The sequence below is a fragment of the Shewanella sp. KCT genome, assembly GCF_007636505.1.
Classification (GTDB): domain Bacteria; phylum Pseudomonadota; class Gammaproteobacteria; order Enterobacterales; family Shewanellaceae; genus Shewanella; species Shewanella halotolerans.
The window spans coordinates 13,406-39,695 of record NZ_LVDJ01000003.1 but is presented as its reverse complement, the minus strand read 5'-3'; the positions used below and the strand labels follow the sequence as shown (position 1 = coordinate 39,695).

General features: G+C 53.1%; 24 protein-coding genes. 14 read left to right on the top strand and 10 right to left on the bottom strand.

The annotated features are described in order from the left end of the window. Positions 1-95: 95 nt before the first annotated feature. Together AYI87_RS05180 and AYI87_RS05175 are read right to left on the bottom strand one after the other, a co-directional pair. The gene (locus tag AYI87_RS05180) at positions 96-1,310 is read right to left on the bottom strand and encodes an NADH:ubiquinone reductase (Na(+)-transporting) subunit B (protein ID WP_144200209.1); all 1,215 of its coding nucleotides are present in this window, start codon (positions 1,308-1,310) and stop codon (positions 96-98) included. After that, positions 1,310-2,671 (bottom strand): Na(+)-translocating NADH-quinone reductase subunit A, encoded by a 1,362-nt coding sequence (locus tag AYI87_RS05175; protein ID WP_144200208.1) that lies wholly within the window; start codon positions 2,669-2,671, stop codon positions 1,310-1,312. Before AYI87_RS05175 ends, AYI87_RS05180 begins: the two co-directional genes overlap by 1 nt. Positions 2,672-3,141: 470 nt before the next feature. On the opposite strand from AYI87_RS05175, the gene AYI87_RS05170 reads away from it, so the two are divergent. The 4 genes from AYI87_RS05170 to AYI87_RS05155 all read left to right on the top strand — a co-directional run bounded on the left by AYI87_RS05170 (position 3,142) and on the right by AYI87_RS05155 (position 7,851). Beyond that, positions 3,142-4,431, top strand: coding sequence for an O-acetylhomoserine aminocarboxypropyltransferase/cysteine synthase family protein (locus tag AYI87_RS05170; RefSeq protein WP_144200207.1), 1,290 nt, complete (start codon positions 3,142-3,144; stop codon positions 4,429-4,431). A gap of 313 nt (positions 4,432-4,744) precedes the next feature. Then, positions 4,745-5,533, top strand: a complete 789-nt coding sequence (locus AYI87_RS05165) for an AraC family transcriptional regulator (protein ID WP_144200206.1) — start codon at positions 4,745-4,747, stop codon at positions 5,531-5,533. A gap of 112 nt (positions 5,534-5,645) precedes the next feature. Next, positions 5,646-6,554, top strand: coding sequence for an alpha/beta hydrolase (locus AYI87_RS05160; RefSeq protein ID WP_144200205.1), 909 nt, complete (start codon positions 5,646-5,648; stop codon positions 6,552-6,554). 184 nt (positions 6,555-6,738) lie between these two features. Then, the gene (locus AYI87_RS05155) at positions 6,739-7,851 is read left to right on the top strand and encodes an HD domain-containing phosphohydrolase (RefSeq protein WP_144200204.1); all 1,113 of its coding nucleotides are present in this window, start codon (positions 6,739-6,741) and stop codon (positions 7,849-7,851) included. Between the two features lie 147 nt (positions 7,852-7,998). Here the strand turns inward: AYI87_RS05155 and AYI87_RS05150 are convergent, their stop codons facing one another. Further along, the gene (locus AYI87_RS05150; RefSeq protein WP_144200757.1) at positions 7,999-8,727 is read right to left on the bottom strand and encodes a DUF599 domain-containing protein; all 729 of its coding nucleotides are present in this window, start codon (positions 8,725-8,727) and stop codon (positions 7,999-8,001) included. Between the two features lie 529 nt (positions 8,728-9,256). Between AYI87_RS05150 and AYI87_RS05145 the strand changes: the two genes are divergently transcribed. The 4 genes from AYI87_RS05145 to rsmS all read left to right on the top strand — a co-directional run bounded on the left by AYI87_RS05145 (position 9,257) and on the right by rsmS (position 14,211). Then, positions 9,257-10,801 (top strand): S41 family peptidase, encoded by a 1,545-nt coding sequence (locus AYI87_RS05145; RefSeq protein ID WP_144200203.1) that lies wholly within the window; start codon positions 9,257-9,259, stop codon positions 10,799-10,801. A 5-nt stretch (positions 10,802-10,806) separates the two neighbouring features. Then, positions 10,807-11,211 (top strand): hypothetical protein, encoded by a 405-nt coding sequence (locus AYI87_RS05140; RefSeq protein WP_260865081.1) that lies wholly within the window; start codon positions 10,807-10,809, stop codon positions 11,209-11,211. Positions 11,212-11,490: 279 nt separating this feature from the next. Next, positions 11,491-13,884, top strand: a complete 2,394-nt coding sequence (locus tag AYI87_RS05135) for a TonB-dependent receptor plug domain-containing protein (RefSeq protein ID WP_144200202.1) — start codon at positions 11,491-11,493, stop codon at positions 13,882-13,884. A gap of 141 nt (positions 13,885-14,025) precedes the next feature. Further along, positions 14,026-14,211, top strand: coding sequence for a pleiotropic regulatory protein RsmS (gene rsmS, locus AYI87_RS05130; protein WP_144200201.1), 186 nt, complete (start codon positions 14,026-14,028; stop codon positions 14,209-14,211). A gap of 182 nt (positions 14,212-14,393) precedes the next feature. Here the strand turns inward: rsmS and AYI87_RS05125 are convergent, their stop codons facing one another. After that, the gene (locus AYI87_RS05125; RefSeq protein WP_144200200.1) at positions 14,394-16,235 is read right to left on the bottom strand and encodes a S8 family serine peptidase; all 1,842 of its coding nucleotides are present in this window, start codon (positions 16,233-16,235) and stop codon (positions 14,394-14,396) included. 355 nt (positions 16,236-16,590) lie between these two features. Here AYI87_RS05125 and AYI87_RS05120 point away from each other — a divergent pair, with 355 nt between their 5' ends. The 3 genes from AYI87_RS05120 (at position 16,591) to AYI87_RS05110 (ending at position 18,211) form a co-directional block, all read left to right on the top strand. Then, positions 16,591-16,839, top strand: a complete 249-nt coding sequence (locus tag AYI87_RS05120) for a hypothetical protein (protein ID WP_144200198.1) — start codon at positions 16,591-16,593, stop codon at positions 16,837-16,839. Between the two features lie 81 nt (positions 16,840-16,920). Then, a complete protein-coding gene (locus AYI87_RS05115) occupies positions 16,921-17,628 on the top strand; it encodes a tRNA (adenine(22)-N(1))-methyltransferase (protein ID WP_260865080.1) in 708 nt (235 codons plus the stop codon). Between the two features lie 46 nt (positions 17,629-17,674). Beyond that, positions 17,675-18,211 (top strand): NUDIX domain-containing protein, encoded by a 537-nt coding sequence (locus tag AYI87_RS05110; protein ID WP_144200196.1) that lies wholly within the window; start codon positions 17,675-17,677, stop codon positions 18,209-18,211. Positions 18,212-18,306: 95 nt separating this feature from the next. Here AYI87_RS05110 and AYI87_RS05105 read toward each other — a convergent pair whose 3' ends face one another. The 3 genes from AYI87_RS05105 to AYI87_RS05095 all read right to left on the bottom strand — a co-directional run bounded on the left by AYI87_RS05105 (position 18,307) and on the right by AYI87_RS05095 (position 21,061). Continuing rightward, a complete protein-coding gene (locus AYI87_RS05105) occupies positions 18,307-19,221 on the bottom strand; it encodes a pseudouridine-5'-phosphate glycosidase (protein WP_033537497.1) in 915 nt (304 codons plus the stop codon). Next, a complete protein-coding gene (locus AYI87_RS05100; RefSeq protein ID WP_144200194.1) occupies positions 19,215-20,306 on the bottom strand; it encodes a PfkB family carbohydrate kinase in 1,092 nt (363 codons plus the stop codon). Before AYI87_RS05100 ends, AYI87_RS05105 begins: the two co-directional genes overlap by 7 nt. 302 nt (positions 20,307-20,608) lie before the next feature. Then, on the bottom strand, positions 20,609-21,061 hold the full coding sequence (locus AYI87_RS05095; protein WP_144200192.1) for a YaiI/YqxD family protein: 453 nt from the start codon (positions 21,059-21,061) through the stop codon (positions 20,609-20,611). A 173-nt stretch (positions 21,062-21,234) separates the two neighbouring features. Here AYI87_RS05095 and AYI87_RS05090 point away from each other — a divergent pair, with 173 nt between their 5' ends. Next, the gene (locus AYI87_RS05090; protein WP_144200190.1) at positions 21,235-21,933 is read left to right on the top strand and encodes a DUF2461 domain-containing protein; all 699 of its coding nucleotides are present in this window, start codon (positions 21,235-21,237) and stop codon (positions 21,931-21,933) included. Between the two features lie 12 nt (positions 21,934-21,945). After that, complete coding sequence (locus tag AYI87_RS05085; RefSeq protein WP_260865079.1) at positions 21,946-22,815, top strand: SPFH domain-containing protein; 870 nt, start codon at positions 21,946-21,948, stop codon at positions 22,813-22,815. Between the two features lie 123 nt (positions 22,816-22,938). Here the strand turns inward: AYI87_RS05085 and AYI87_RS05080 are convergent, their stop codons facing one another. Next, complete coding sequence (locus AYI87_RS05080; protein ID WP_144200188.1) at positions 22,939-23,529, bottom strand: TetR/AcrR family transcriptional regulator; 591 nt, start codon at positions 23,527-23,529, stop codon at positions 22,939-22,941. 160 nt (positions 23,530-23,689) lie between these two features. On the opposite strand from AYI87_RS05080, the gene AYI87_RS05075 reads away from it, so the two are divergent. Beyond that, entirely contained in the window at positions 23,690-24,325 is a 636-nt protein-coding gene (locus tag AYI87_RS05075; RefSeq protein ID WP_144200186.1) for a glutathione S-transferase, read from the top strand. 154 nt (positions 24,326-24,479) lie between these two features. Here the strand turns inward: AYI87_RS05075 and AYI87_RS05070 are convergent, their stop codons facing one another. Both AYI87_RS05070 and AYI87_RS05065 read right to left on the bottom strand, forming a co-directional pair. Then, positions 24,480-24,908 (bottom strand): hypothetical protein, encoded by a 429-nt coding sequence (locus AYI87_RS05070; protein WP_260865078.1) that lies wholly within the window; start codon positions 24,906-24,908, stop codon positions 24,480-24,482. Between the two features lie 11 nt (positions 24,909-24,919). Further along, complete coding sequence (locus AYI87_RS05065) at positions 24,920-25,771, bottom strand: hypothetical protein (protein WP_144200182.1); 852 nt, start codon at positions 25,769-25,771, stop codon at positions 24,920-24,922. Positions 25,772-26,290: the final 519 nt, after the last annotated feature.

The window sequence follows — 26,290 nt, the reverse complement described above, 5'->3', positions numbered from 1 at the left end:
CCATAGTGGCGCGCTCTCTGGAACGACGAAACAAAAAGGATGCGAAGATTGACGACCAGAGGTTGGCGGTCTGGATCCTTAACATATGTTCTGACTTATAAGGCATTGCGTTTCAGCCTCCGCTTCATGTTGCTGCGCGCCACCAGGTAATCGAAGAGCGGTGCCCACAGGTTGGCAAACAGAATCGCCAGCATGATCCCTTCAGGCATCTTGAGATTCAGCACGCGGATAAGCACTGTCATGAAGCCGATCAGGGCGCCATAGGCAAACTTGCCCTGGCGGGTATAGGCGGTAGTCACAGGATCCGTGGCCATAAACATCATCCCCAGGGCAAAGCCGCCGGTGACCAGATGCCAGGTCCAAGGCATGGCAAACATCTCGTTCTTGGCCGAACCGATAAGGTTGAACAGCACGGCAGTTGCCACCATACCGGCCATCACACCGGCCACCACGCGCCAGTCGGCCAGGCGAGTCAACAGCAGGAACAAACCGCCGATCAGAATGGCCAGGGTGCTGGTCTCGGCGATAGAGCCGACGGTGAAGCCGAAGAAGGCATCCCACCACAGCGGATCGCTAAAGGCCTGATACCAGGTGTAACCCTCGAAACTCATCTTGCCCGCAGCAGTCTGAATCAAGGTTGTCGCGCCAGAGAAGCCATCGACCGCCACAAACTGGGCAATCTGCGCCACCTCGGTCGGGTAAGCAAAGTAGATAAAGGCGTAACCAGCCAACGCAGGGTTGAGGAAGTTATACCCCATGCCACCAAACACCTCTTTGGCCATGATCACCCCGAAGGTGATACCAAGGGCCACGATCCACAGCGGTATCGATACCGGCAGGATCAGGGTAAACAGCAAGGCGGTGACGAAGAAGCCTTCATGCAGCTCTTGGCGACGCACCTTGGCGAACACCATCTCCCAAAACAGGCTCACCAACAGCGCGGTGAGATAGATGGGCAGGTAGAAGCTCAGGCCATAGCCAAACAGGCCAAATAAACCGCTCTGCTCGCCGAGGCCGCCGGTAATGGCATTGAAAGGCAGTAGCTGCCAGACATCGGGCGTGGTCAAGCCAGAAGCCAGCGCCAGCTGCGCCTGCAGACCCAGGTTATAGATACCAAACAGAATCGCTGGCAGCAGACACAGGCCCACCAGGGTCATGGTACGTTTTACATCGATCGCATCGCGAACATGCACCTTACCTTTGGTGCTGCGGCCATGGGCATAAAGCAGCGAGCGCAAGAAGCTACGCATCGACGAGCCGTGGGCATAGTAATTCTCTTGCACATCTGGCTTTTTGTCTTGCTTACTCATTAACCTTCCCTCTCAATAATATCTAGGCAGATGCGAAGTTCCCGTCCGAAGTCATACTTGCCCGGACAGACAAAAGTACACAGGGCCAGATCTTCTTCATCCAGCTCTAGGGCCCCCAGGGCCTGCGCCTCATCTGTGTCGCGCACCACGAGATCACGCACCAAAAGGGTCGGCAGGATATCCAGCGGCATCACGCGATCCAGCTGACCGAAGGCCATCATGGCGCGGTGTGAACCACCGGCGTGAGTGGTCAGGTCGAACAGACGCTTAGTCGCCTTGAAGCGAGAGGTCACGGCGCGGGTGATAGAGAACTTGTCTGCGCCGCCGCGCACCCATGGCAGTAGCTGATGTTTAGCGTCTTCCGCCAGCACGGAGATCTGCTGATGGAAACGGCCCAGATAGTCGTGAACGCCAAAGGCGGTATGGCCGGCCAGCACAGAGCCTGACACCACACGGTTGCTGCCTGGCTTGATCTCACCCTCTACCAGGGTGCTGAGCTGAGCGCCCAGCTGAGTGCGCAGCAGTCTTGGATTGAGCGCCGTCGGGCCACCCAGGGCCACCACGCGATCTGTGTAGAGCTCACCTGTCAGGAACAGCTTGCCGTAGGCGATCACATCCTGATAGCCAAGGTGCCATACTGGGCGTTCCAGACTGGCAGGTGCGATAAAGTGAATATGGGTGCCCACCAGACCTGCGGGATGCACACCGGCAAAACGATGGCTCTCGACACGCGCGAGGTCGGCGCCAGGCAATGCCTCGCCGGCATCGTGACACAGGTGGATCTTGCCAGAGGTGAGATAAGTCAGTACCTCAAGTCCGGCAGCAAAGGCCTCGCGCTGCTCGGCGATGATCACGCGGGGATCGGCCGCCAGCGGGTTGGTGTCCATGGCGTTGACGAAGATGGCGGCAGGTTCGCTGTCGAGCAGGGGCACGCGCGAGAAGGGGCGAGTGCGCAGCGCGGTCCACAGACCACTCTCGACCAGGTTTTGCTGCACGGCTTCACGGCTGAGGCGGCTCAGATCCGAATAGGCCTTAAAGGTGACTTGCTCATCGCCCTCGACCTGGATCACCACAGACTGTAACACGCGACGCTCGCCGCGGTTGATCTCGACGACAACACCACTGGCCGGTGCGGTGAATCCTATGCCCGGCGCCTTCTTGTCTTCGAACAGGGTCTGACCCTTCTTCACCCGATCGCCGACCTCCACCAAGAGGGTGGGTTTCAGGCCAACATACTCTTCACCCAGGAGTGCCACCTTTGCAGGACGAGCGCAGCAATCTATCTCTTGCCTCGGCTCGCCGGCGATAGGCACATCTAGGCCCTTCTTTATCGTCTTAATCTTGTCTGGAAAACCTGCCATCGCAAACATCAACCGTTACTAAATTGGGATGCCTCATGGTAAAAGTTTGTTAACCGGGATTCCGCTATTGAGGTCACATTCCGACACGGGCTTGTAACTTAGCTACAGTTTTTCCGCCGGATTTGTGATCCTGATCGCTGGCGAATCCTAAGAACTGTTAACAATGTAGTTTTATAACAATAAAACAGGTAAAGGGGATGCCGCTTATTTAGTAGGGGCTAAAACATTCAATTTGGGACAAAAATTGCTCGACTCGAGTGATGTCATCCGGGCTCATTTTTGCCTGTTTTGATGCTATAGGATCCAGAGGAAAAAGGCAGATAACCAATCCGCTCTCGAGCCAGTTCGACCATAAAACTCACCTCATCGCACAAATCACCTGCAAATTAAAAAGTTTTAGACATCTAGAAGTCTAAATGCTATGGTCATTTTTCGATCACAGGTTTTCGTTAAGCGATAGGATGAATTAGATGAAACTCGAATCTCTAGCCCTGCATCATGGATATACCTCGGAAGCGACCACCAAGGCGGCGGCCGTGCCCATTTATCAGACCACCTCTTATACCTTCGACGACACCCAGCATGGTGCCGACCTGTTTGATCTTAAGGTGCCGGGTAACATCTATACCCGTATCATGAACCCCACCACAGATGTGCTCGAGCAACGCCTGGCCGCCATCGAAGGCGGTATCGGCGCCCTGGCGCTGGCCTCCGGCATGGCCGCCATCACCTATGCGATTCAGGCCCTGACTCAGGTGGGCGACAACATCGTCAGCACCAGTCAGCTCTATGGCGGCACCTATAATCTGTTTGCCCATACCCTGCCCAGACAAGGTGTCGAGGTGCGTATGGCGGCCTTCGACGACTTCGATGGCCTGGAGACCCATATCGATGACAAGACCAAGGCACTGTTTTGCGAGTCTATCGGCAACCCGGCGGGCAATATCGTCGACATCGCCCGCCTGGCCGAGATAGCCCACAGGCATGGCGTGCCGCTGATCGTCGACAATACGGTCGCCACTCCGGTGCTCTGCCGCCCCTTCGAGCATGGCGCCGACATCGTCATCCATTCACTTACCAAATATATTGGCGGCCACGGCACCACCATAGGTGGGGTGATCATCGACTCGGGCAAGTTCGACTGGGCGGCCCAGCCTAAACGCTTCGCCCTGCTCAACGAGCCAGACCCCTCCTATCATGGTGTGGTCTATACCCAGGCGTTTGGTCCGGCGGCCTTCATTGGTCGCTGCCGCGTGGTGCCGCTGCGTAATACCGGCGCCGCCCTCTCACCCCAGAGCGCCTTCCTGTTACTGCAAGGCTTAGAGACGCTGGCCCTGAGAATGGAGCGTCACTGCGACAACGCCCTGGCCCTGGCCAACTTCCTCGAGCAGGACCCGCGGGTCAGCTGGGTCAACTATGGCGCGCTGGACAACAGCCCCTATCGCGACAACTGTGAAAAGATCACCTCGGGTAAGGCCTCGGGCATTATCAGCTTCGGCATTAAGGCGGAAGATAGCGAGGCGGCCAAGGCGGCCGGCGGACGTTTTATCGATGCCCTGCAGATGATCCTGCGCCTGGTCAACATAGGCGACGCCAAGTCCCTGGCCTGCCACCCGGCAACCACCACCCACAGACAACTTAACGGCGAAGAGCTGGCCAAGGCTGGGGTATCGGAAGATCTGATCCGCATCTCGGTCGGCATAGAGCATATCGAGGATATTATCGCGGATGTCTCTCAGGCGCTGAATAAGGCGATCTAATTTAAAGGCTCCTGCATAGCGCTTAGGTAACTGACTTAACAAGCCTGATAGCAGCTCAGGTAGAAAACCAGATATCGGCCCCAAGCATCGCCCTACGAGGCGCTGTCATTGGGGCCGTTTTTTATCTCCCCCCTTGAGTCACCCTTCCCTGGCAGTTAACACGGCCTAGTTAGTAAGGCTTGGCGCACGAAAATAAAGCAAGGCATTGAAAATATTGGGGTAACAACAAACCTTGGATTAGGCTATGATGCCGAAGCGGTCTAGATGCTAAAAAGGAGAAGGCAGGCATGAAGACGAAGAGGTCAAAAGCTTGATGATGAACAGGCAAGAGATCGAACATATCCCCGTCTTTAGCTCTCCATCTCAGCTATTTAAGCCGGTTGCTCGGGAGTATCCAGATGGTCAACTACTGGCGCCCCATTGGCACCACGCCGCCCAACTGATTTACGCCGAATCCGGCGTGATGGAACTGAGCTGCCAAGAAAGTTTCTGGATAATCTCGCCTCAGCAAGCGCTGTGGATGCCCGCCGAGCTGCCCCACAGACTCAAGGCTCGAGGCCCAGTCAGCCTGCGTAGCGTCTACTTTCAACCAGATGCCCTGCCCGATAGCTTCTCCAAGCAGCCCCAAAGTCTGGTGGTCAGTCCCCTGCTTAGCGAACTGATGAAGAGTGCGATGCCGGTGACCAGCAGCAGCCCGCCCAGCAGCAGAGAGGTGCACCTGATGCAACTCCTGATGAGTGAGATCGGCTGGGCACAAGAGATCCCCTTGAAACTACCCATGCCAAAAGATAACCGGCTACAGAAGATCTGCCTAGGCTTGCTCGCAGATCCCGGCAACGACTGCACCCTTAGCCAATGGGGGGAGATAGTCGGCGCATCACCCAGAACCTTATCCAGGCTATTTCAAACCCAGCTTGGGACGAGCTTCGCCATTTGGCGTCAACAGGCCAGAATATTCGCCGCCATCCCCAGGCTAAATCTCGGCGAGCCCATAGTACGGGTGGCGATGGAGATGGGCTATGATTCTGCCGGCGCCTTCGCATCGGCATTTAAAAAGATGATGGGAGTCACCCCGAGCGAGTTTCGCACGCAAGTTGTCTGATTAGCGAAGATACCTGTCCGTTCCAAGGCAGACCCCTTCGCCCTCTCGCCTTACTATTTTCTCGTTTCCCCATATTTGAGGTTCAGAGTTAATGAGTGATAGTGAGGTGACTATGAGTCAATTTACCCGCCACAGTGTTAAGGTGCCAGCCAACGGTGTCGAGCTAGACGCCTGGCTTTATCTGCCTGTCCACGAAGAAGCATCCCTGAATAAACCAGCCCCGGCAATTGTGATGAGCCACGGCTTCGCCGCCGTTAAAGAGTTGTATATCGACAAGTTCGCCGAGGCATTTGCGAAGGCGGGCTTTGCCGTGCTGCTCTATGACCACAGAAATTTCGGCAAGAGTGGCGGTGAACCCCGAGGCGAGATCATCCCCTATCAACAGATAGAAGATATGAGGGAGGTGATCAGCTGGCTGAGCTTTCATCCCGAGGTTAACGCCGAGCAGGTCGGCGTGTGGGGCACCAGCTATAGCGGTGGACATGCCATCATGGTGGGCGCCTTAGATCGCCGGGCGAAATGTGTCGTCGCCCAGGTGCCGACCATCAGCGGCTATCAAACATTCCTTCGCCGCGCAGGTTCACGACTCAGCGCCGTGCAAGAAGAATTTGAGCAAGACAGAACAAGGCGGTCCAAGGGCGAGACGCCCACTTACATAGGAGTGATCCCCCAAGAAGAGCAACCCGGCATCTATGCCAGCGATGAAGCCATGGCGTTTTACAGCAAAGCCTGGACGCTCGCCGAAGGATGGGATAATCGGGTAACACTCAGGTCCAGCGAAAAAGCGAGCGAGTATGAGCCCGGCCTCTGGATAGCGCGCGTGAGTCCCACGCCGCTCTTGATGATAGTCGCTGAAAATGACACTGTCACACCGACAGACTTAGCCCTATCGGCCTATAACAATGCACGCGAACCCAAGCGGCTCTGCCTGCTGCCAGACGGCCACTTCGACCCCTATGTGAAACACTCAGCGCGCTCGATGACAGCGGCGATAGCATGGTTGAGCAAATACCTGAAATAAGATTCGAATCAGGCTTTAGTGGCCGAGGTCGCAAAAACCCTTTACTCAGATTTCTTGATTAAGGTCATGGTTTTACGCCTTTTGCCCCTAAGCCATAGGTATAATGCTATCTCTGCCGATGTGTTGACTATAATGATGGGTAGCGATTTGCGCGCAAGCAGGCGACAGGCCAAGGGAGCGGCACATGTACTACACCTCGACGGACCTTAATCAGCACCCCTCTATCATGAGCAAGCTGTCACACCTTCACGCCACCACCCAGGCCAAGCTGCCGCAGATCACCCGTATCGCCGTCGCCCTATTCGACCAGGACAGCGACATAGTGCGCACCTTTATCTATAGCGGCAAGCCCTCCCCCCTCAACCACTATCAGGCCAATCTCAGCCAGTGCCTCTCGCTGCAAGAGGTTGCCCGCTCCAGAGAGGCCAGGATAGTGCAAGATCTTAGCATCTACAGAGACAGCCGACACGAGCACGCCATCAAGATCTATGAGGCGGGCTATCGCAGCAGCTATACCCTGCCCCTGCTTTCAGGCAATACCCTGCTGGGCTTTATCTTCTTTAACGGCGACGATGAGCAGGTGTTCGACAAGCGCTGCGTGGAGCATCTGGATCTTATCGGCAATCTGCTGGCACTGATGGTGATCAACGAGTTGAGCGAGGTGATCACCCTGGCCTCGACCATGAAGACCGCCATAGATGTCACCCATTTTCGCGACCCGGAAACCGCAGGACACCTGAGCCGCATGGCCCATTATTCACGGCTGATCGCCCAGCGAGTGGCGGATGAGAGAGGCTTAAGCGATCACTTCATCGAACATATCTTCATGTTTGCGCCTCTGCACGACATTGGCAAGATCACAGTACCCGACGAGATCTTGTTTAAGCGTGGCCCGCTCACCCCAGATGAGCGCACCGAGATGCAGAAACACTGTGAGTCGGGCCGGGATCTTATCGACAAACTCTTGTGTAACTATCGCCTGAGTAACCTAGACCATACCCAGATGCTGCGCAATATCGTGCTCTGTCATCATGAGGCGATGGACGGCTCTGGCTACCCGGCGGGACTGGTTGGTGAAGCTGTGCCGATCGAGGCAAGAATCGTGGCGGTTGCAGACGTGTTCGATGCCCTCACAAGCGAGCGCCCCTATAAGGCCGCCTGGACCAATAGCGATGCCTTTGCCGAGCTGGCACGCCTGGCGGGCAATAAGCTGGATGCCGACTGTGTCGCCGCCCTCCATGATGCCCTCCCAGAGGTGCTAAGGATACAAGCCACCTTCGGCTCCACCGAGTTTTAATGCTAGCAGCAACTAAAGAAACCTAAAGGTTTCAAGTAGTAATCATGACCCATAGACACCTAGTTGCCGCACTCTCTTTCTCATGTAATTCTTTAATGATCAGCAGCCTAAATTTTTAACCGCCTTAACGTTAAGCTATTTTTAGCGCTAGACAGTCTTAGTCGCTTTGGCCTGCTCACGCTCATCGAGGATCAACATTCCCTGGGTGATCGCCTGCACCGCCCTGGACTTAAACTCGCGGCGATACAGGGTATAGACCACCACCAGGCTAGAGACGATAAACAGCAACGGATGGAAGAACCAGCCCAGCACAGCCATGGAGAAATAGTAGGAGCGTAGGCCATAGTTATAGGCATGGGCCGCCCTGTCCTGCACTATCGCCATCTGCAGCGCATAGGCCTTTAGCTGCTCATCTTGACCACTCTTATCGACTGGGGTCGCCCCTACCATGACGTTGAGGAAACCATATTGGCGCATCGACCAGGTAAACTGAAAGAAGGCCATCACAAAGATCAGCGTCAATATGCCAAGCTTGAACTGGATCAGCATGTGAACCGGCGGCGCCGTCATGGGGATAGAGGCGATCACCGCCTCCAACCGCTCAACCTGAGCAAACAGGGTCAATACCCCGGCAAGCACCAGCATAGTGGTGCTGGCAAAGAAGGTGATGTTTCGCTCAAGGTTGGCCAGCAGCGCCGCCTCCGCCACCCTCACCTCGCGGCCTAGCAGCTGATACATCCAATGAATACGATGCTGATGCAGGCATCGGGCGATACAGTTAGTGTTCTTGGCCTTCTTGCGAGCAAAGCGGGCGTAACCTATCCAGCAGCTAAAGAAGCAGGTCACGGCGATAAGGTCGAGCAGGTAATTATTCATCATGGATTCAACTTGTTAACAAAGGGCAAAGTGGTCAATGGCTGCCAAGGTCCATTTAATCATAGCCCATTGATATTGCAACTCAATTTCCTCACACCTTAATGTCTACTTAGTGTGCTATTTGCGCGATCGCTCCCTCTGGCGGTTCATCGCCAGCAAAAGCATGACAAGTGACAGCTGGCAGTGGGCAGTTGGATGATGGCTATAAGGTGAAGTTAAATGGGCGCAAGTGAGAAAAGCGCAGGCAAATTCGAACGAGCCAAAAGCCTGCATATTCGACCATTTCTGCTGGCCTACCTGCGGTTTATCTGGATGCTCGCCCCATTAAGGTCGCCTTCTCGATGCAATCGGCTACAAATAGATGAAAAACGAGCAGGAAAACACAAGACCGTCCGCGACTTAGGCTATACCTGTATGCAATTCTTAGCTAAGATGGTCAAGAAATTGTTACACACATGTTTTACGGTATGAGACCCGCTAACAATTACGACACAACCAAACACAAGAGTTTAATAATAAAGGATTATTTATGAAGTCAATCTCAAATGCTCTGTTTACAAGCCTGATCGCATCAGGCCTCTTGCTCACTGGCTGTAGCGGCGGTGATAGCTCTGGCGGCGGCTCCATCGGCACGGTGAAATGGGTCGAGGGAGAATTCCCCCCCTATACACAATTGGCCAACCAATGCGACGCGGGTCTCAAGGAAAAACTGTGGTTACGTTCTTGGAGTAACGACACCTACCTCTGGTATAGCGAGATCATCGACAGAGATCCGGCGCCTTACCAGGTCTTAGAATATTTCAAGCTACTGAAAACCGAAAACCTGTCGGCCACGGGCAACCCCAAAGATCAGTTCCACTTCTCTATGCCCACCAGCGAATGGGAGCAGCTTAATCAATCGGGCGTATCTGTGGGCTATGGGATGACTGTTTACGTACAACAGGCCAGTGAAACTGCAGACAGGAAAATCACCGTCGCCTACACTGAGCCTAACTCTCAGGCGACCAGCGCCAATATCGCCCGCGGCGCCGTCATCGTCAGCATAGATGGCGTGAGCGTGAAAGATGCCAACGACACGGACTCGATCAATACCCTGAATAATGGCCTCTTCCCCAACGACGACGGCCAGGAGACACGCTTCACGATTCTAGATCTTGACGCCAGCCAGACCCGTGACGTGGTACTTACGGCGCAAGCCGTGGTCTCTACCCCAGTACAGAACACCAAGGTGCTCTCCACTCCGACTGGTAACATCGGCTACTTCCAATTTAACTCCCACATCGCCACGGCTGAGCGCGGCCTCTTTGATGCCATCGCCACGCTGGCCAATGCCAAGGTGGATGATCTGGTACTGGATCTGCGCTACAACGGCGGCGGCTTACTGGCCATGGCGAGCCAGCTGGGCTACATGATTGCCGGACAGCAGGCAACGCAAGATCGTATCTTCGAGAGCGTTAGCTTTAACGACAAGTACCCCACCAAAAACCCCGTCACGGGTGAAACCCTAACGCCTAGGCCTTTCTACAACGAGACCTTAGGCTTTAACCCAAGCCTGTTGGGAAGCGGGAAGAGCCTGCCAAGCCTTAACCTGTCACGAGTATTCGTGCTCACCACAGACAGAACTTGTTCCGCCAGCGAATCACTGATCAACAGCCTGCGCGGCATCGATGTCGAGGTAATCCAGATTGGCGGCACCACCTGTGGTAAGCCCTATGGCTTCTACCCGACGCCGAACTGTGGCACCACCTACTTCAGCATTCAATTTAAGGGGGAGAACGACAAGGGCTACGGCGACTATACAGATGGTTTCGTCCCCAGCAGCAACCCAACGCTACAAAGCGAAGTGCCAGGCTGTGACGTAGCAGATGACTTCAATCATGCCTTAGGCGATCAGGAGGAAAGCCAGCTGGCTGCGGCCCTCTACTACCGTGACAACAACAGCTGCCCAGCTCAGGTGGCGAAAGCATCACGTACCCAGGCGAAACCTCAGTTTGTCGATGCGGGTTATGTGCTGCAAGATACCCGCAATCAAAACCTGCTGTTTAATAACCGGATTCTGACTCAGCCTAAGTAGGATTTATGATGAAACGCATAGTTCGTATCATGCTCGGCGTCATGCCGTTAACGCTCCTTGGCTGCTCACTACAGGCACAAGATGCGGCTTTGGCAGATCCTGTGCCAGCCCCAGTGCCAGCATTAGTCAGTGAGCCGAGTGCTGAGAGTCTGGCTGAGCTGGAAAACACCATCGCCAAGCTGTTACAGATGCAGAAGGTGATCCTAGCCGCCGACGCGTTCACCCGAAACAGTCGATTGGCGCTGGAGCGCAATCCCCATAGGGATCCTAATGGTCAGCTGTTGATGGGCCGCAACTTTGAGCTTCCACAATTCGTCCAGCTTTGGATAAGCGGTGATGAGTGTTTTATCTCAGATACCGAGGAGCATCGCAGTGCGCCGCTAACAGTGACTCGCTGCTCTCCTGAATAGACTAATCAGCCTGATTATCTGCCCCTAAAGATGAGTCTTCTCCACGACGGCTGCTTACCCAAAGCAGCCGTCGTTTTTTATTATTAGTGCACTCATAGCTACTCTTATCTACTGGGCGCGTTAGGCGAGATAAAATTCTCCTTGGATACACTATCGCGAGTACTCAATAGAACCGTCTGCACTGAGTTAGTACATATCCTTCTAAATGTAACAATTGTTACAGTGATATTATCCCGCGCTTCTCATTATTGTTTTACATACCAATTATTAAGAGGCCTTATGCGCTTAGCTGTTTCCGCATTAGCAGTGTCATCTGCACTCATCCTTCCTGGCGTCCACGCTGAAGATCAACAAGCCAGCTTCGAAAAAATCGAGATCATAGGTTCACGTATCGCACTACGTACCGCCACAGATAGTGTGGCACCGGTGGACATTATTACCGCCGAGCAGCTCGAATCGACGGGGATGACAGAAACAGCTAAGGCACTGCAATTTGCCGCACCCAGCTACAGCTTTCCATTCTCATCGGTAACCGATGGATCAGATGCGGTGCGCCCGGCGAGCCTGCGCGGTCTATCACCGGATCACACCTTAGTCTTGGTCAACGGCAAGCGTCGTCACGGCTCGGCACTGGTCCATCTAAGCGGCACAGTTGGTAAAGGCTCATCTAACGTAGACCTGAACGCCATTCCGATGACCGCAATCAAGCGTATCGAGATCCTGCGTGACGGTGCCTCGGCACAATATGGCTCCGACGCGATTGCCGGCGTCATCAACGTGGTGCTAAAAGACAGTGAACAAGGTGGTAGCATATCGGCACAAGCCGGCCAAACCTACGCGGGTGACGGCGAACAGTGGCGACTGGGTGCCAACCATGGCATAGCCCTAGGTGACGATGGCTTCGTCAATGTCTCACTCGAAGCACACCATAAAGACAGCACTAACCGCGCTGGGCTAGATCCTCGCCAGCAGTATCCGCAGTTAGCCGATGGCTCAGCGGATCCTCGCGAAGCCAGCTTTAATCGCAAGAGCCACCAGGTTGGCGATGCCGAATACGACAACCTAGGCCTGTTTATCAACGCAGCCAAGGCCATTTCAGACAACGGCGAGCTATACGCCTTCGGTGGCGTAAGCCAACGCGAGACTAAATCTGGCGCCTTCTACCGCAGAGCCCTGGATAAGCGTAACTTAACCGAGGTGTATCCCGACGGTTTCTTACCCCAGATCAACCCTGAAATAATCGACACCTCGTTGGTTCTTGGTTATGAGTTCACCCTGGGTGAATGGAACATAGATACCTCCGCAGGCCATGGCGAAAACTCATTTAACTACAATATTGTTAACTCATTAAACGCATCTTTGGGCCCCGATAGCCCGACCGAGTTTGATGCAGGCACCTTGTCGACCCGTGAAACCAACGTAAATATCGATGCGTCGCGCTATTTCAACTTTGCAAACGACTCAGAGATCCTCTTTGCCGCGGGTGTGTCATGGCGTAAAAATGGCTACCAAATTGAAGCAGGCGAGACTGCTTCCTACATCAATGGCGGTTTCGATAATCGCGCCGCCGGCAGCCAGGGCTTCTCGGGCTTTACCCCAGAATCTGAAGTCGACGAGACCCGAGACAACACTGGCGTTTATGTCGAGCTTGAAAACCAGTTAACCGATGACTTTTTCTGGGCGGCGGCGCTGCGTTACGAAAATTATTCAGACTTCGGCGACAACACCAGCTGGAAGCTAGCGGGCCGCTACGACTTTACCGACAACCTGGCACTGCGCGGAACCATCAACACGGGCTTTAGAGCGCCTAGCGTGCAGCAGCTGTATTTCAGCAATATCTCTACCCTGTTTAACCCCGATCCTGTCACGGGTCAGTTGGTACCGACAGAATCGGGCACATTCAACACCCTGTCACCGGTAACAAAAGGCTTAGGGATCAATGAGATAGAGCCAGAGTTATCACAGTCTTTCAGTCTCGGTCTGGTCTATCGCAATGATGCAGGCCTGGCACTGACCTTAGACGCCTATCAGATCTCGATTGATGACCGAATCATCTTGTCGAGCTCAGTCACGCCGGATGATTCACCGGCGGTCGCAGAGGCCTTGGCCGGCACCAATGCCGAATCGGCACGCTTCTTCATCAACGCCGTCGATACCCGTACCCGAGGGGTTGATCTGGTAATAAGCCAGGATTTTGATATCGGCTCTTGGGGCGATCTGCAGGCCAACCTGGCCTATGCCTATAACAAAACGGAAATTCAAGACATTCATTTCCCGCAAGTGTTAGACGGCGTCGGTAAAGAGCTCTTCGATCGTATCGAACAAACCCGTATGACCTCGGCCACGCCAAACAACACAGGCAACCTGGGACTCACCCATAGGCTTGGCGACTTCAAAACCAACGTTCGCCTAAGCTACTTTGGCGATTACACTGTGGGTTACTCCTCAGGCGATGTCACTTATAGCGACCAATGGGTAATGGATTTGTCAGTGCAATATGCGGCAACTGAGGCGCTAAGCTTTACCGCCGGGGCGCAAAACCTGTTTGATGTCTACCCGGAGAAGCGTCCGGATAGCAATAACTTCAATGGTATCTTCGTCTATCCATTAACCAATACGCCATTTGGCTTTAACGGTGGTTACGTCTTCTTAGAAGCCAAATATACCTACTAACCCCCGTAGGTTCATCACACTAAAACAGGCCATTTATGGCCTGTTTTTTTATCTCGACCAGCCATTAAGGAGATAGCTTAGGCAACTTGTTCCCATCGCCACGCTGTGTGAGAATCGACAGCAGGCATTTGAGGGAAGAATATGACACAAGCACCAGGTAACTCATCTACAGCTCAAACGGCTCTTGATGACGCGAGTGACGAAATAAAACTCGCCGTAGACCTTATTTATCTTCTGGAGAGTCATGAGATTGAGCCAGATGTGGCGCTGGCGGCTTTAGAGATAGTAAAGCAAGATCTGCAGAGAAAACTGAGCAAAGCAATTTGAATAACAAAAGTTGAGCAAGGCTAACAGTTTACGCCTTACATTCAGGGATTCACGCAATCACATGCGGCTCATTCATTGCTCCAATTCATTGCTCCCTTATCCTTACGCCCATCTATTGCTAAAGAATTAACCATAAAAAAACGCAGCCTAGGCTGCGTTTTTAGTGTTACTCAGGGAGTTGTTTAGAAGATCACTGTCTGCTCGGCAGTACAGGTAGAAGTACCTTCATCACAAGCCTTATAAACGTAAGTTCCGCCACCCTTAGTGTTGATGGTGTCAGTGTAGGTGCTGCTAGCCGAAGTGGTCGCAAGCTTGCTGCCATCACGGTAAACATCTACGTTTGCACCAGCGGCACCAGAGAAGGTCAGATCCACTGTCTTAACGCCCTTGTTCTTGTAGCCGTTGGCCGACAGAGTGAAATCACCACCAGTGTTTCCGCCACCATTGTCTCCACCACCATTGTCGCCACCGGCACAGCCGTTAGCGGTCAGGTAAGCATCGGCAGCCGCAGCCTGAACGATACCGTAACCGAAGTACTCATCTTTACCCGGTGCACCGCTGTCCATGGCAGTCGCTTTCAGCGCAGCACGGATCTCGCTACCTGTACACTGGTTGTGGTTAGACCAAACCAGCGCCGCAATACCAGATACCGCAGGTGTTGCCATAGAAGTACCGCTCATGAAGCCGTAGTCGGCAGTACCGATATCTACAGTTGCAGTGCTCGCCGCAAGCAGCGCCGCACGATCTTCCTGTGCAGTGCCTACTGCTGGGATAGAGGTAGTGTTGGTGTCACCTAGAGTGCCGTACAGCATGCCAGGCTCGTTGTTGATGATGATCGCACCGACACCACCCGAGTTTTCACAGTTAGCGACCTTGTCGTGGAAAGAGATCACGCCGCGGTCGATCACACAGATGTTACCGTTAGCGCCAGCATCGGTCGCTTCGGCAGTGCCCATGTAATAGGTGTTGCCTGAAACTGTGCCTGAGTTTTCCATCGCGCTGCTGGCAAATGAAGCGCCGTCCGCGGTCAGGTTAGACGCAGTCGCCATGCCTGCAGGGTAAGTTGACAGTGTGTCCACACCACCGGCAGTCACTTCCACACAGATAGTCTCGTCTGAAGTCGCCTTAGGACCACGACCCGAAGTACAAGATGGGAATTGAGAGAAATCGGCGATGTTGTTGTTTGCATCGTTCGCGCCCACCATCATGACCGATGGGTAACCCGCTGGGTATGAACGTACGTTGTTGCCATCGTTACCTGCAGCGGCAACCACTAGACCGCCTGCATCGACGAAGGCTTGGAAAGCGTTAGATTCGGTAGAGTTAGCTCCGCCGCCACCTAAGCTCATGCTGATGATGTTGGCACCAGCCGCGCTACACAGGTTAGTGGCGTGGGCCAGATCAGATGAGTAGCCCCATCCTTCAGCGTTGAATACCTTGATGATGTGCATATCGACACCAGGCGCCATACCGATCACACCAACATTATTGTCGGCTGCACCGATAGTACCGGCAACGTGAGTACCGTGTGGGCCGCCGTTGACGTTCCAGTTGCCTGTACCCGAATCGTTGTCACCAGTGATCTTGTTCCATTCGAAATCTGGGTTAGACGCGTCAAGACCCGAGTCGATGATACATACCTTCATGCCCGCTGCGGCGTTGAAAGTCAGCTGGTTAGCCTGTGATTGGTATACAGCATAAGGTGTTACCTGCTGCGTCATTGGGTTGCCCGCATCATCGCTAAAGCTCATCAGATGACGACGCTGGTCCGCCTCGACTAATTTAACATGTGGGTTGTTTAACAGTCCCTTGACCTGGGCCAAATCTTTGCCCGCAAAGGTTGCAGCGATAAAGCCTTCACCATCGACATGGATCTGTGCGCCTAACTGCTTAGCCAGTGCCTTAACGACACCCTTACTGCCATTGTCTACCTGGATGATGTAACGATCATCATCGGCAAATGCCTGAGTTGATAGGCCAACACTTAATGCCATTACCGCACTTGCCAACTTAGTTAACTTCATAGAGGTCTCTCCATTATATTTATTTTGTTAAGAGTCTTTTTATTAGAACTTCCCTGAATAGCAAATGCCGCGGTATATCTCTCTTCAATTGCGACCTGATTTGGCATTTACTACCACACAACAAGGCACAAGCTATCACACCAACTTGATGGCAACAAGGTGTTAACAAAAAATAAACATATGTTGCACGGGCGTACATTTTACTCGGGAGTGGAATTCGCTGGCTGGCTTATCGCGCTGCCAGACAAGACGCTTTGCAATACAAATCCCGGCTTGTCGGCTGGTAAAAGCGCTGTTGCAACGCGCCAAGGCTGGTATACTAGGGCCTCATTTGCCACTATTGACGACATTGACGATGACAGACAACGCCAAGCCAGCAAACCAAGCAGTAGACTTCTCGGCCATCAACAAGAGCACGACCGCCTCCTTTAACGAGCAGAAGAATCTGATCAAGCGGCTATTTAAGGGCAACAGAGTCGATTGCCAAAAATGTAAACAACCACTGCAGCTGATCGTGCCCACCGAGAAGGCGCAAACAGGCCATTACGGCGTGTTTTGTAAGAAGGGTTGTACGGATATCGAGCTGGAAATCGATCTGCTTTAACTTTTGACCCCCTAGACCAAGCAACCCATTAAACACCGGCAATGTCGATACAACCGCCATTCCCGGTGACGAGTCTCCCCTTTGAAACTCAGTCAACGCCTCTCTCACCTGAAGGACATGGTCGATGGCCACTACGCCCATATCTGGGACTGCTGCTGCGATCACGGCCTGCTCGGCGCCGCCCTGCTTAACAAACAGGTGGCCGGTACCCTGCATTTTGTCGATATCGTGCCTGGCATCATGCAGACCCTGCAGGGCAAACTCGAGCGCTTCTTCCCACTAAACCAAGATGCCACCAGCCCTCAATGGCGGGTGCACTGCATGGATGTGGCCAAGCTGCCGCTGGCAGACTTTCCGAGCGCGACGCCGCAGCTGGTGATCATCGCTGGGGTCGGCGGCGAGCTGACTGGCGAGCTGGTCAGCGCGATTCAAGCCCGCGCCGACGCCCTGGGGCAAAGCATAGAGTTTCTCCTCTGCCCCGTGCATCACACCTATCAGCTCAGAGACAGGCTAAGTGCTATGGGGCTAAGGCTTGTCGATGAAAAATTGATTAGCGAGAACAGGCGCTGCTACGAGCTTTTGCATGTGGCGCACCGGGGCGAGCGTCCCATCACGGCGATTGGCGACAACCTCTGGTCACAGGCGCCGTTTGAGTTGCAGCAGGCCTACCTAAGGCGTCTGCTGAAGCACTATCATCAGGTGGTCAGAGGCAGTAAGCAAGAGCAGAAACCGCTGCTCGAGCGCGCCATCTCAGATTATCAGGCGCTGCTGGACTTGCTTAGCGCCTAGCCTGTTATCTTTGGCATTCCTTTTTCATCTTCGAGTGAGTCAACTTATGCGCCTGCTGAAATCCACTATCCATCCCGACCTTAACGCCGCCACGCCGGAGGAGCTAGCCGGACAGGGCTTCATCCGCCGCGCGGCGCGCGCCATAGTACTGAGGGGTAGCCAAATATTGATGCTCTACACGGCGCGTTATCACGACTACAGCATTCCCGGTGGCGGCGTGGATGAGGGCGAAGATATTCGCCAGGCGCTGCTGAGGGAGCTGGAAGAGGAAACCGGCGCCCATACTATCGAGATCTTGAGCGAGTTCGGCCGCTACCAGGAGTTTCGCCCCTGGTATAAACCCGGATTCGATTTTGTCCAGATGGAGTCTTACTGCTTCGTCTGCGCAATTGGTGAGGAGCTGGGCGATACCAGGCTTGAGAGCCATGAGCTACAAAACGGCATGCACCCGGTCTGGATAGAGATTCATGAGGCGATCGCCCACAACGAGCACACCATGGCCCATAGCGAAAAGAAGGGATTGTCTATCGAGCGCGAGACCTATCTGCTACGACTGATCCGCGATGAGCTGCTCACTTGCTAAACAGCTTACGAATTAAGTCATCTCAAGATAAACCACCCGTAAACCCACAAAAAAAAGAGCGCCGCAGCGCTCTTTTTAATTCCTAGCAATAGGTATTAACGACTGTATTCACAGGCGATCTGCGCCGCCAGTTTGGCGTTGTTAAACACCAGCTGGATGTTGGCCGCCAGGCTGCTGCCTTCGGTCTTCTCGGCGACCTTGGCCAGCAGGAAAGGCGTCGATGCCTTACCTGAGATCCCCTTGGCGTCCATCTCGGCCACCGCATCTTTAATCACCTGATCGATCATCGCCTTATCCAGGGCATATTCGGCCGGGATAGGGTTAGCGACCACCACGCCGCCCTTGAGGCCCATCTGCCACTTGGCCGTCATCGCATCGGCCACCTGCTTAGGCGTATCCAGGCGATAGTCGACACCAAAATCACTCTCACGGGTGTAGAAGGCGGGTAGCGTCTCGGTTTCATAGCCGACAACCGGCACGCCTTGGGTCTCTAAGTACTCCAGGGTCAGACCGATATCCAGAATCGACTTGGCACCGGCGCAGACTACGGCCACATCTGTGTTGGCTAGCTCCTGCAGATCCGCCGAGATGTCGAAGGTCTGCTGGGCGCCGCGATGCACGCCGCCGATACCGCCGGTCGCAAACACCTTAATGCCTGCCATCGCCGCCAGGATCATGGTAGACGCTACCGTGGTCGCGCCATCGGCCTGCTTAGCCACGATGAAGGGAATGTCGCGGCGGCTGGTCTTGATCACCGCCTGACCCGCCTTACCCAGATACTCGATCTCATCGTGAGTCATGCCGACTTTGAGGCGTCCCTTGAGGATGGCGATGGTCGCAGGTACCGCGCCGTTATCACGAATGATCTGCTCCACCTTGAGGGCGGTCTCGACGTTTTGCGGGTAAGGCATACCGTGAGAGATGATGGTCGACTCCAGTGCCACCACGGGACGACCGGCATCCAGCGCCGCTTTCACTTCTGGGTTGATATCTAGGTACTGCGCTAACATAGAGACTCCTTGATAACTCGGTTAACTGATATTTCAGACATATTTGGGTTGATCGTTGCCAGATCCGACAGGGCAACTACCGCCGCCGCCATGGCAAACTCGGTCGACTGACGGGTCGACCAGCCTTGAATAAATCCGTGGGCCAGGCCCGCCAGGAAGGCATCGCCGGCGCCGTTGGCGTTGACCATCTCCACCGGAATGGCCGGAATATGGGCCTGCTCCTCACCATCGCTGTAGAAGACACCGTCGATGCCCAGGCTCAGGAAGACGCGCTTAACCCCCTGCTCGTGGAACCAGTTCGCCAGCACTGGCAGCTCACCATAGTTGGCGATGGAGATCCCAGAGAGCTGCTCGGCCTCTTTGAGGTTCGGCTTGAGGGTGTGGACGGCGCTGAGATAGGGTTTGATCTTCTCCGCCTTGGCGCAGGAGACGGTATCGACAAACAGCGGGATGTCGGCGAAGTTGCTGAGCAGATAAGCCAAGGCGGCCTCGGACAGGTTGGCATCGATAATCGCCAGGCTGGCGCGCTTGAGCATCTCCTGCTGGCTCTTGAGCTGCTCGACCCCAAGACGCTCCAGAATCGCCATGTCATTGATCGCCACATGCATGTCGCTGTCACCGTCGAGCACAGAGAGGTAGGTAGAGGTCACCCCATCGCTTAGCTGCAGGCTGGGTTTCATGTCGATGCCGGCGCGCTGACAGTGCTCGACGATCTGCTGACCATAGGCATCTTTGCCCACGGCGGTCATCAGGCGGGTATCCGAGCCCAAACGGGCCAGGTTCTCGGCAATGTTACGCCCCACCCCACCTGGGCTGCAGCTGACACTTCCCGGGTTGGAATCACCTACCCGCAGGCTAGACGCCGGACGACCGAGAATATCCATGTTGGCGCCGCCGATCACCATGGCATACTTGGCTTCGGCCAGGATATAGCCCTTGCCACGAATCACCCCCTTGTTGGTGAGATTCATGATATGCCCCGCCACGGCGGAGCGGCTGATCCCTAAACGGTCGGCCAGCTCCTGCTGGGGGATCAAAGGGTCTTGCTTGAGTAGTGCTAAGATTTCTAATTCACGTTCCGTCATTTAGGCGATCTCACTAAGCATGGGTAGTGTCTGCATGGGTACTGTCTGGCTATGCAAAGCTATAGCAAGCAAATATAAAGCAGCAAACAAATGTTTGCATACCAAACTTTTGTTTTACGTTAATCGATTTCGCCAGCGAGCGCAAGGTAAACAAAATCGGAATCAAGTGGTTATGTGAGGTGCGCCACACAGCCCTGCAAGCTATTTCCCAATCGGAGAGGCACTTTGGCGTCAGCAAGCACTAACTTGCAAGCATAAAAAAAGCGCCAGATTGGCGCTGATTAAACGACGGGCTGAGCAGCCTAACGCTTGTGATACTTAGTGATCAGGCGATCCAGCTGATTGCCGAAGGCCTGCTTCTCGCTCTGGCCTATGGCCGCTGGGCCGCCGGTCTGCACGCCGCTGGCACGCATGGTGTCCATGAAATCGCGCATGTTGAGAATAGACTTGATGTTATGCTCGGTATACAACTCGCCCCTGGGATTCAGCGCTAGGGCGCCCTTGTCGATCACCTCCGAGGCCAGTGGAATATCGGCGGTGATCACCAGATCGCCAGGCGCCGCGCGCCGCACTATCTCATTGTCGGCCACGTCAAACCCAGAAGAGACAGTCACCAACTGAATAAAACGCGATGGCGGGATCCGCATGGCATGGTTGGCCACTAAGGTCACGGCAATCTCGGCGCGCTCGGCGGCGCGAAACAGTATCTCTTTAATCACGCCTGGGCAGGCATCGGCATCGACCCAAATCTTCATCTCTTCTTCCTGTCATCACTGTCAATCATGGCTGCGAGCACTATAGCATAGCTATCGCGCTTAATAACGAGTGACCTTATCGCTTAGCGAGCGGCATTAACACTCCGGGGATCTCTTATGGTAATTTATTCAATACATTGATTTTAAATAGATAGATTTTAAGTAGATAGATTATGACCACATCAGCCACCAAGGAAGCGCTTTTCAGCCCGGACTGTCTCGAGTTTCTCGCCAAATTGGCCAGCAACAACGAGCGTGACTGGTTCAAGGCCCACCAGGCCGAGTATGAGGCCAAGGTTCGCACCCCGGCGCTTAACTTTATCGGCGCCATGGCGCCCCATATCCAGCAGCTCTCGCCGCGCCTCACGGCCGTGCCCAAGAAGGTCGGCGGCAGCCTGATGCGCCCCCAGCGCGATGCCCGTTTCAGCAGCGATAAGACTCCCTACAAGGTCAACGTGGGCATTCAGTTTCGCCATTTTCAGGGCAAAGATGTGCACGCTCCCGGGCTCTACCTGCATATCGCCAACGACGGCTGCTTTCTCGGCGCCGGGATCTGGCACCCAGACAGCAAGGCGCTGAGCCAGATCCGCAGCTGCATCGACGATAACCCCAATGCCTACAAACAGGCGCTCAAGCAGCTAAGCGCCGCCGGATTTGCCATGGAGGGTGACAGCCTGCAGCGACCGCCCAAGGGCTATGACAAGCATCACCCCATGTTAGACGAGCTCAAGCGTAAAGACTTTATCGCCATCAAGCCGCTCGACACTCAGCAGCTGTTTGCCAAAGATTTCGACACCTGGTGCGCCGAACAGTTTAACCAGGTCAACAAACTCATGGGCTACCTCTGTTTCGCCCTGGATCTTGATTATTAAAAAGGATTTTTGATGTTTAATCGTAAAACCAACAAGACTTTCGGCCCACGCCTAAGCGGACTCGGCCGTCTGAAATTTATCGCACCGCTTGTGGTGGTATTGCCCCTTGCCGGCGGCCTCACGGGCTGCACCAACCCCAACACCCCGGCGGGGGAAGAGGGTTATGTGTTTGAGAAGCCACGCATCTTCGGCGCAGGTGGTTATCGCGGCACCCTCATCGGCCCCAGCAACTATGGGGTCTCCCTGTGGCGCAACGAGGTGATTAACATCGACATGCGCCCCAACACCTACACGGAGAACTTTAAGATCCTCGCCAAGGACGATCTCAACATCAGCTTCAACTTTCATGCGGTGATCGCCATCAAGTCGGGCACGGTGAAAGAGGTGGTGGAAAAATATGGCGCCGAGAACTGGTACGTGCGTTTCGTGCGCGAGACCTTCCGTACCTATGTGCGCGACGAAGTGCAACGCTATGACAGCGTGGCGCTCAAGGAGAACCGTTCGGAGATCGCCCAGGCGGTGTCGGTCAAGCTCAAGGATTACCTCAAGACCTCGCCCTTTCAACTCAACAATGTGATCGTGGGTAACATCAACTACCCCGACATAGTCGCCATCGCGGTCGAGAAGAAGCTCGCCGCACAGCAGCTGCTGTCGGAAAAAGAGACCCAGAAGGAGATCGCACAGAAGGATGCGGAGATCCGTATCGAAGAGGCCAAGGGGATCGCCCAGGCGCAGAAGATCATCAATGAGACCCTGACCCCCAACTATCTACAGCACGAGGCGATTAACGCCCAGCTCAAGATGGCCGACTCGCCGAATCACACTACCGTCTACATTCCGGTTGGCACCAACGGCATCCCTCTGATCAAGGGCGCTAAATAGCAGTAACGGAACCCAAAAAGCCTGTCGTCCTTTAGGCGACAGGCACTAGAAGCGTCAGAGATAAAGCATTAGTAAGGCCTTGATTCGATTGCCTTAAACAAACTAGTTAGCGAGCAACTTTAGCTAACCACTCACAGCTAGCGATTTAAGATAACCCATAAGCACCTCACGGGCCTGGGCGATACGCGCCTGCTGCCTCGCCTTGCCCAGCACACGTATTCCCTGCATCTGCATCACCAGAAAGCTTGCCAGCTGCGTACATTGGACACCTGCCAACAACTCACCGCGTTGCTGCGCCCCTTGCAGCACCCGCTCGAAGGTCTGATGCAGCTCGTCAAACAGGCGAGTACAGATCCCCTGCACCACCTCATCGCTTAGGTATTTTTCCAGCACGGCATTTTGCAAGAAACAGCCGAAGGGCTGGTTAGACTGCCTGACGATAAACTCCTCCAGATAGGTCACCAACTCATCTAGGCCAGCCGTCTCGACAAACAGGGGGGTGAGATTGGGCATGGCATGGTTATCGAAGTAGTAGGCCAGCGCCTCACGATACAGGCTCAGCTTGTCACCGAAGCTGTTATACAGGCTAAAGCGGTTAATCTTAAGATGGTCTACCAGATCCGCCACCGAGGTATCGGCATAGCCTTTCTGCCAGAAGAGCTCCATTGCCTCTACCAGCTTCTCCTGCCTATCAAAATTACAACTTCTCGCCATAGATGATTTTGCTCAATATTAGTCAAAAGTGTTCGCAACAAGTTTCTTGACCGAACGTTCAGTTATGAATTAGATTCTATTCTAAACGAGCGTTCAGTTAAAGCAAAAACCTTCGACTGAGGCCACCACAACAACTTCCAAAAGAGTCAGAGAGGGATAGATGAAACTCTACGAATTAGCCATGACCCCCAGCGCCAGACGCGTCAATATCTTCCTTAAGGAACTTGGTCTAAACGAACAAGAGCTAGATCTTGAGCGTGAGAGCCTCAACCTGCGCGCCGGTGACAACCTGAGTGATGAGTTTAAGGCCATCAGCGTCAACGGCCGCATTCCGGTACTCGAACTCGACGACGGTCAGACCCTGTGTGAATCTGTGGCCATCTGCCGCTACTTCGATGAGATCATTGCTCCAGCACACTCGCTGTTTGGCGACACGCCGCTAGAGAAGGCTCAGGTTGAGATGTGGCAGCGGATCTGCGAGCTGCAAGGCCTGTTCGTCGCCTTCCAGGCCTTTAGAAACATCACCAAGGTGTATGAAGACAGAGAGCGCTGCGTCGAGGCATGGGGCCAAGAGTCCCGCCAGCGCGTGATAGAGTTTCTGCCGACGCTAGAGAAGCAGCTCGGCCAACAGCCCTTTGTCGCCGGACAAAATTTCTCCATCGCCGACATCACCGCCTATGTGATGATGAGCTTCATCAAACACCTGGAGATCACCCCAAGCGACGACCAGCCCCACCTCACCGCCTGGCTCAACAAGATGGAACAACGCCCGTCGATCATAGCCGTCAACGGCTAACACAGCATCAGTCCTAAAGGGCTAAAACAAACAAGGCGAGCCCAAGCCAAAGCTCGCCGTTCAATTAGCGCCGCGATACGCCTTGTAGGAACGCACACTATGTTTGAGCGTAGGCGAATCAGCACGCGTTTACTAGCCAATCTTGAAGACTTTGTTAACCGTCAAAGTCGATGATGATAAGCACACTCTTTGCAGTATCATAAAGAACCATAAGTGAGTACACAAAAACACCTATAATGACAACATTTAGAAGTAGTTCCACGTTATCTATTGCAATGATGTGCTCTGAACCTTTAATGCTGAGTATGCCGATAGCTATAACGATCAATGCAATTTGTTCTTTGATTGAAAGTAACATTTGGTCACGTGTACGTTTGAAACAACCAGCACTACCTTTAGAGTCTACCATTTCACGTACTTTTGTTAGCACTATCCCCATTGTTGTAGCATTGATAGCTAGTAGAGCGATAAGTATCGTAACTAGGTTTTGTGCCAGAAATTTATGTAAAAAATCAGATCCCAGCCATGAATTAGTCAGCTCAGCTATGAAGCCAACACCTAAGGCAATGAATGTGGTTTTCACAACGTGTCCAATCATTTAAGCAACTCTTTCAATAAGTTAGAAATTTGTTCCGCGTTACCTGTTATTTCCATATCACCTAATGTTATCTCTTTGACTGTTCGAGAAGTCTGATGAAGTTTCTTGATTCCATCTATCTTCAGTGAAATATTACCTCCCCCCTCACTACTATAGTCAACCAAACCTTTCAACGCAGAGTTGTCTTCTTCTAGATGTAATGCAGAATCTGGTTCAGATTCAATTTTTAAATTATTTCTTGTAGAGTTCGTACATTTAGCAAATAGCTTAAGATCATCCGGTAGAGTGCCTGAAATATTTGCCATATTTGGAGTTATAATTTCAAATTCAACTGACTTTACTTTTCCACGGTATTGTCTTAATAGAGTCCAAAACTTTTGTTTTTCAAATAATGGTTCGTATATCGCTCGAAGTTGAAAATGAGTCAACTGCGGCTCTAACTTTTCCAATATTAACTTTGCTACAGTTTCACATTTGGCAAAAGCAGTCGTTCTTTTTTGAACAGCTATGTACTGCTTATCTGGGTGGTTCCAGATAGCTACAAGGATCGATGGCCAACTATCAATAGTTTCGTCTTTAAAGTCACGAGTTTCCCTATGAAGGGTCTTATTGTGAGCTATTCGATATAAATAAAAATCATCGTGATTAAGTAATTGCTTTACCACAGTCTTATGCCGTTTATTTGAAAAGTCTTCCTGACCTTGCAAAGCTTCAGCAAAAAACCTGTTTTTGTGTTTTATCAACTCTTCAACATCATGAATTCCATTGAAGAAATCACCTTGAAAGTATCGGTCAACGGGAAGAATCTGATACCTAAATAATTCAAATGTATTCGTTTTACTACTCATAATATTCCGATATTATCCCTTAACGGTTATCGCTTATTAGCGAATAATGCCACCTATATAAATCAACATTACCTAATTGTACGTCATAACAATAATAAATAGGGTTAGAGTTAACTTTTCAAGGGATTTGATTGACACATACTAGGTAGCTTTTTCATTCCCTGAATGGCGTAGTCGATGTTTGATTCGAGGTGGCCTAGCTCTGTCCTTAATTGATGATACTTTAATCTATCTTCTAGTTGTCATTCAACATAACATGTCACATTTAAATGCATTTTTTCCTTAAAACTAATAACTTGTATCAGTAAAAAATAGATGAGGCTCAATCGAAGAGACGGTAGATACCGAGTGTAGATACGCCGGTGAGCTTCCGAAACAGGGATGTTTCGGTAGAGCCTAAAGGGATTTATTCACGGCGTCTCACAGGTGTATCTGCACATCCCTCGCCGGGCAGGCGTTAGATAATCATGAAGCTATGGTTTGAAGTCCCCTTCCAAATACCTGCATTCATTAGGCACT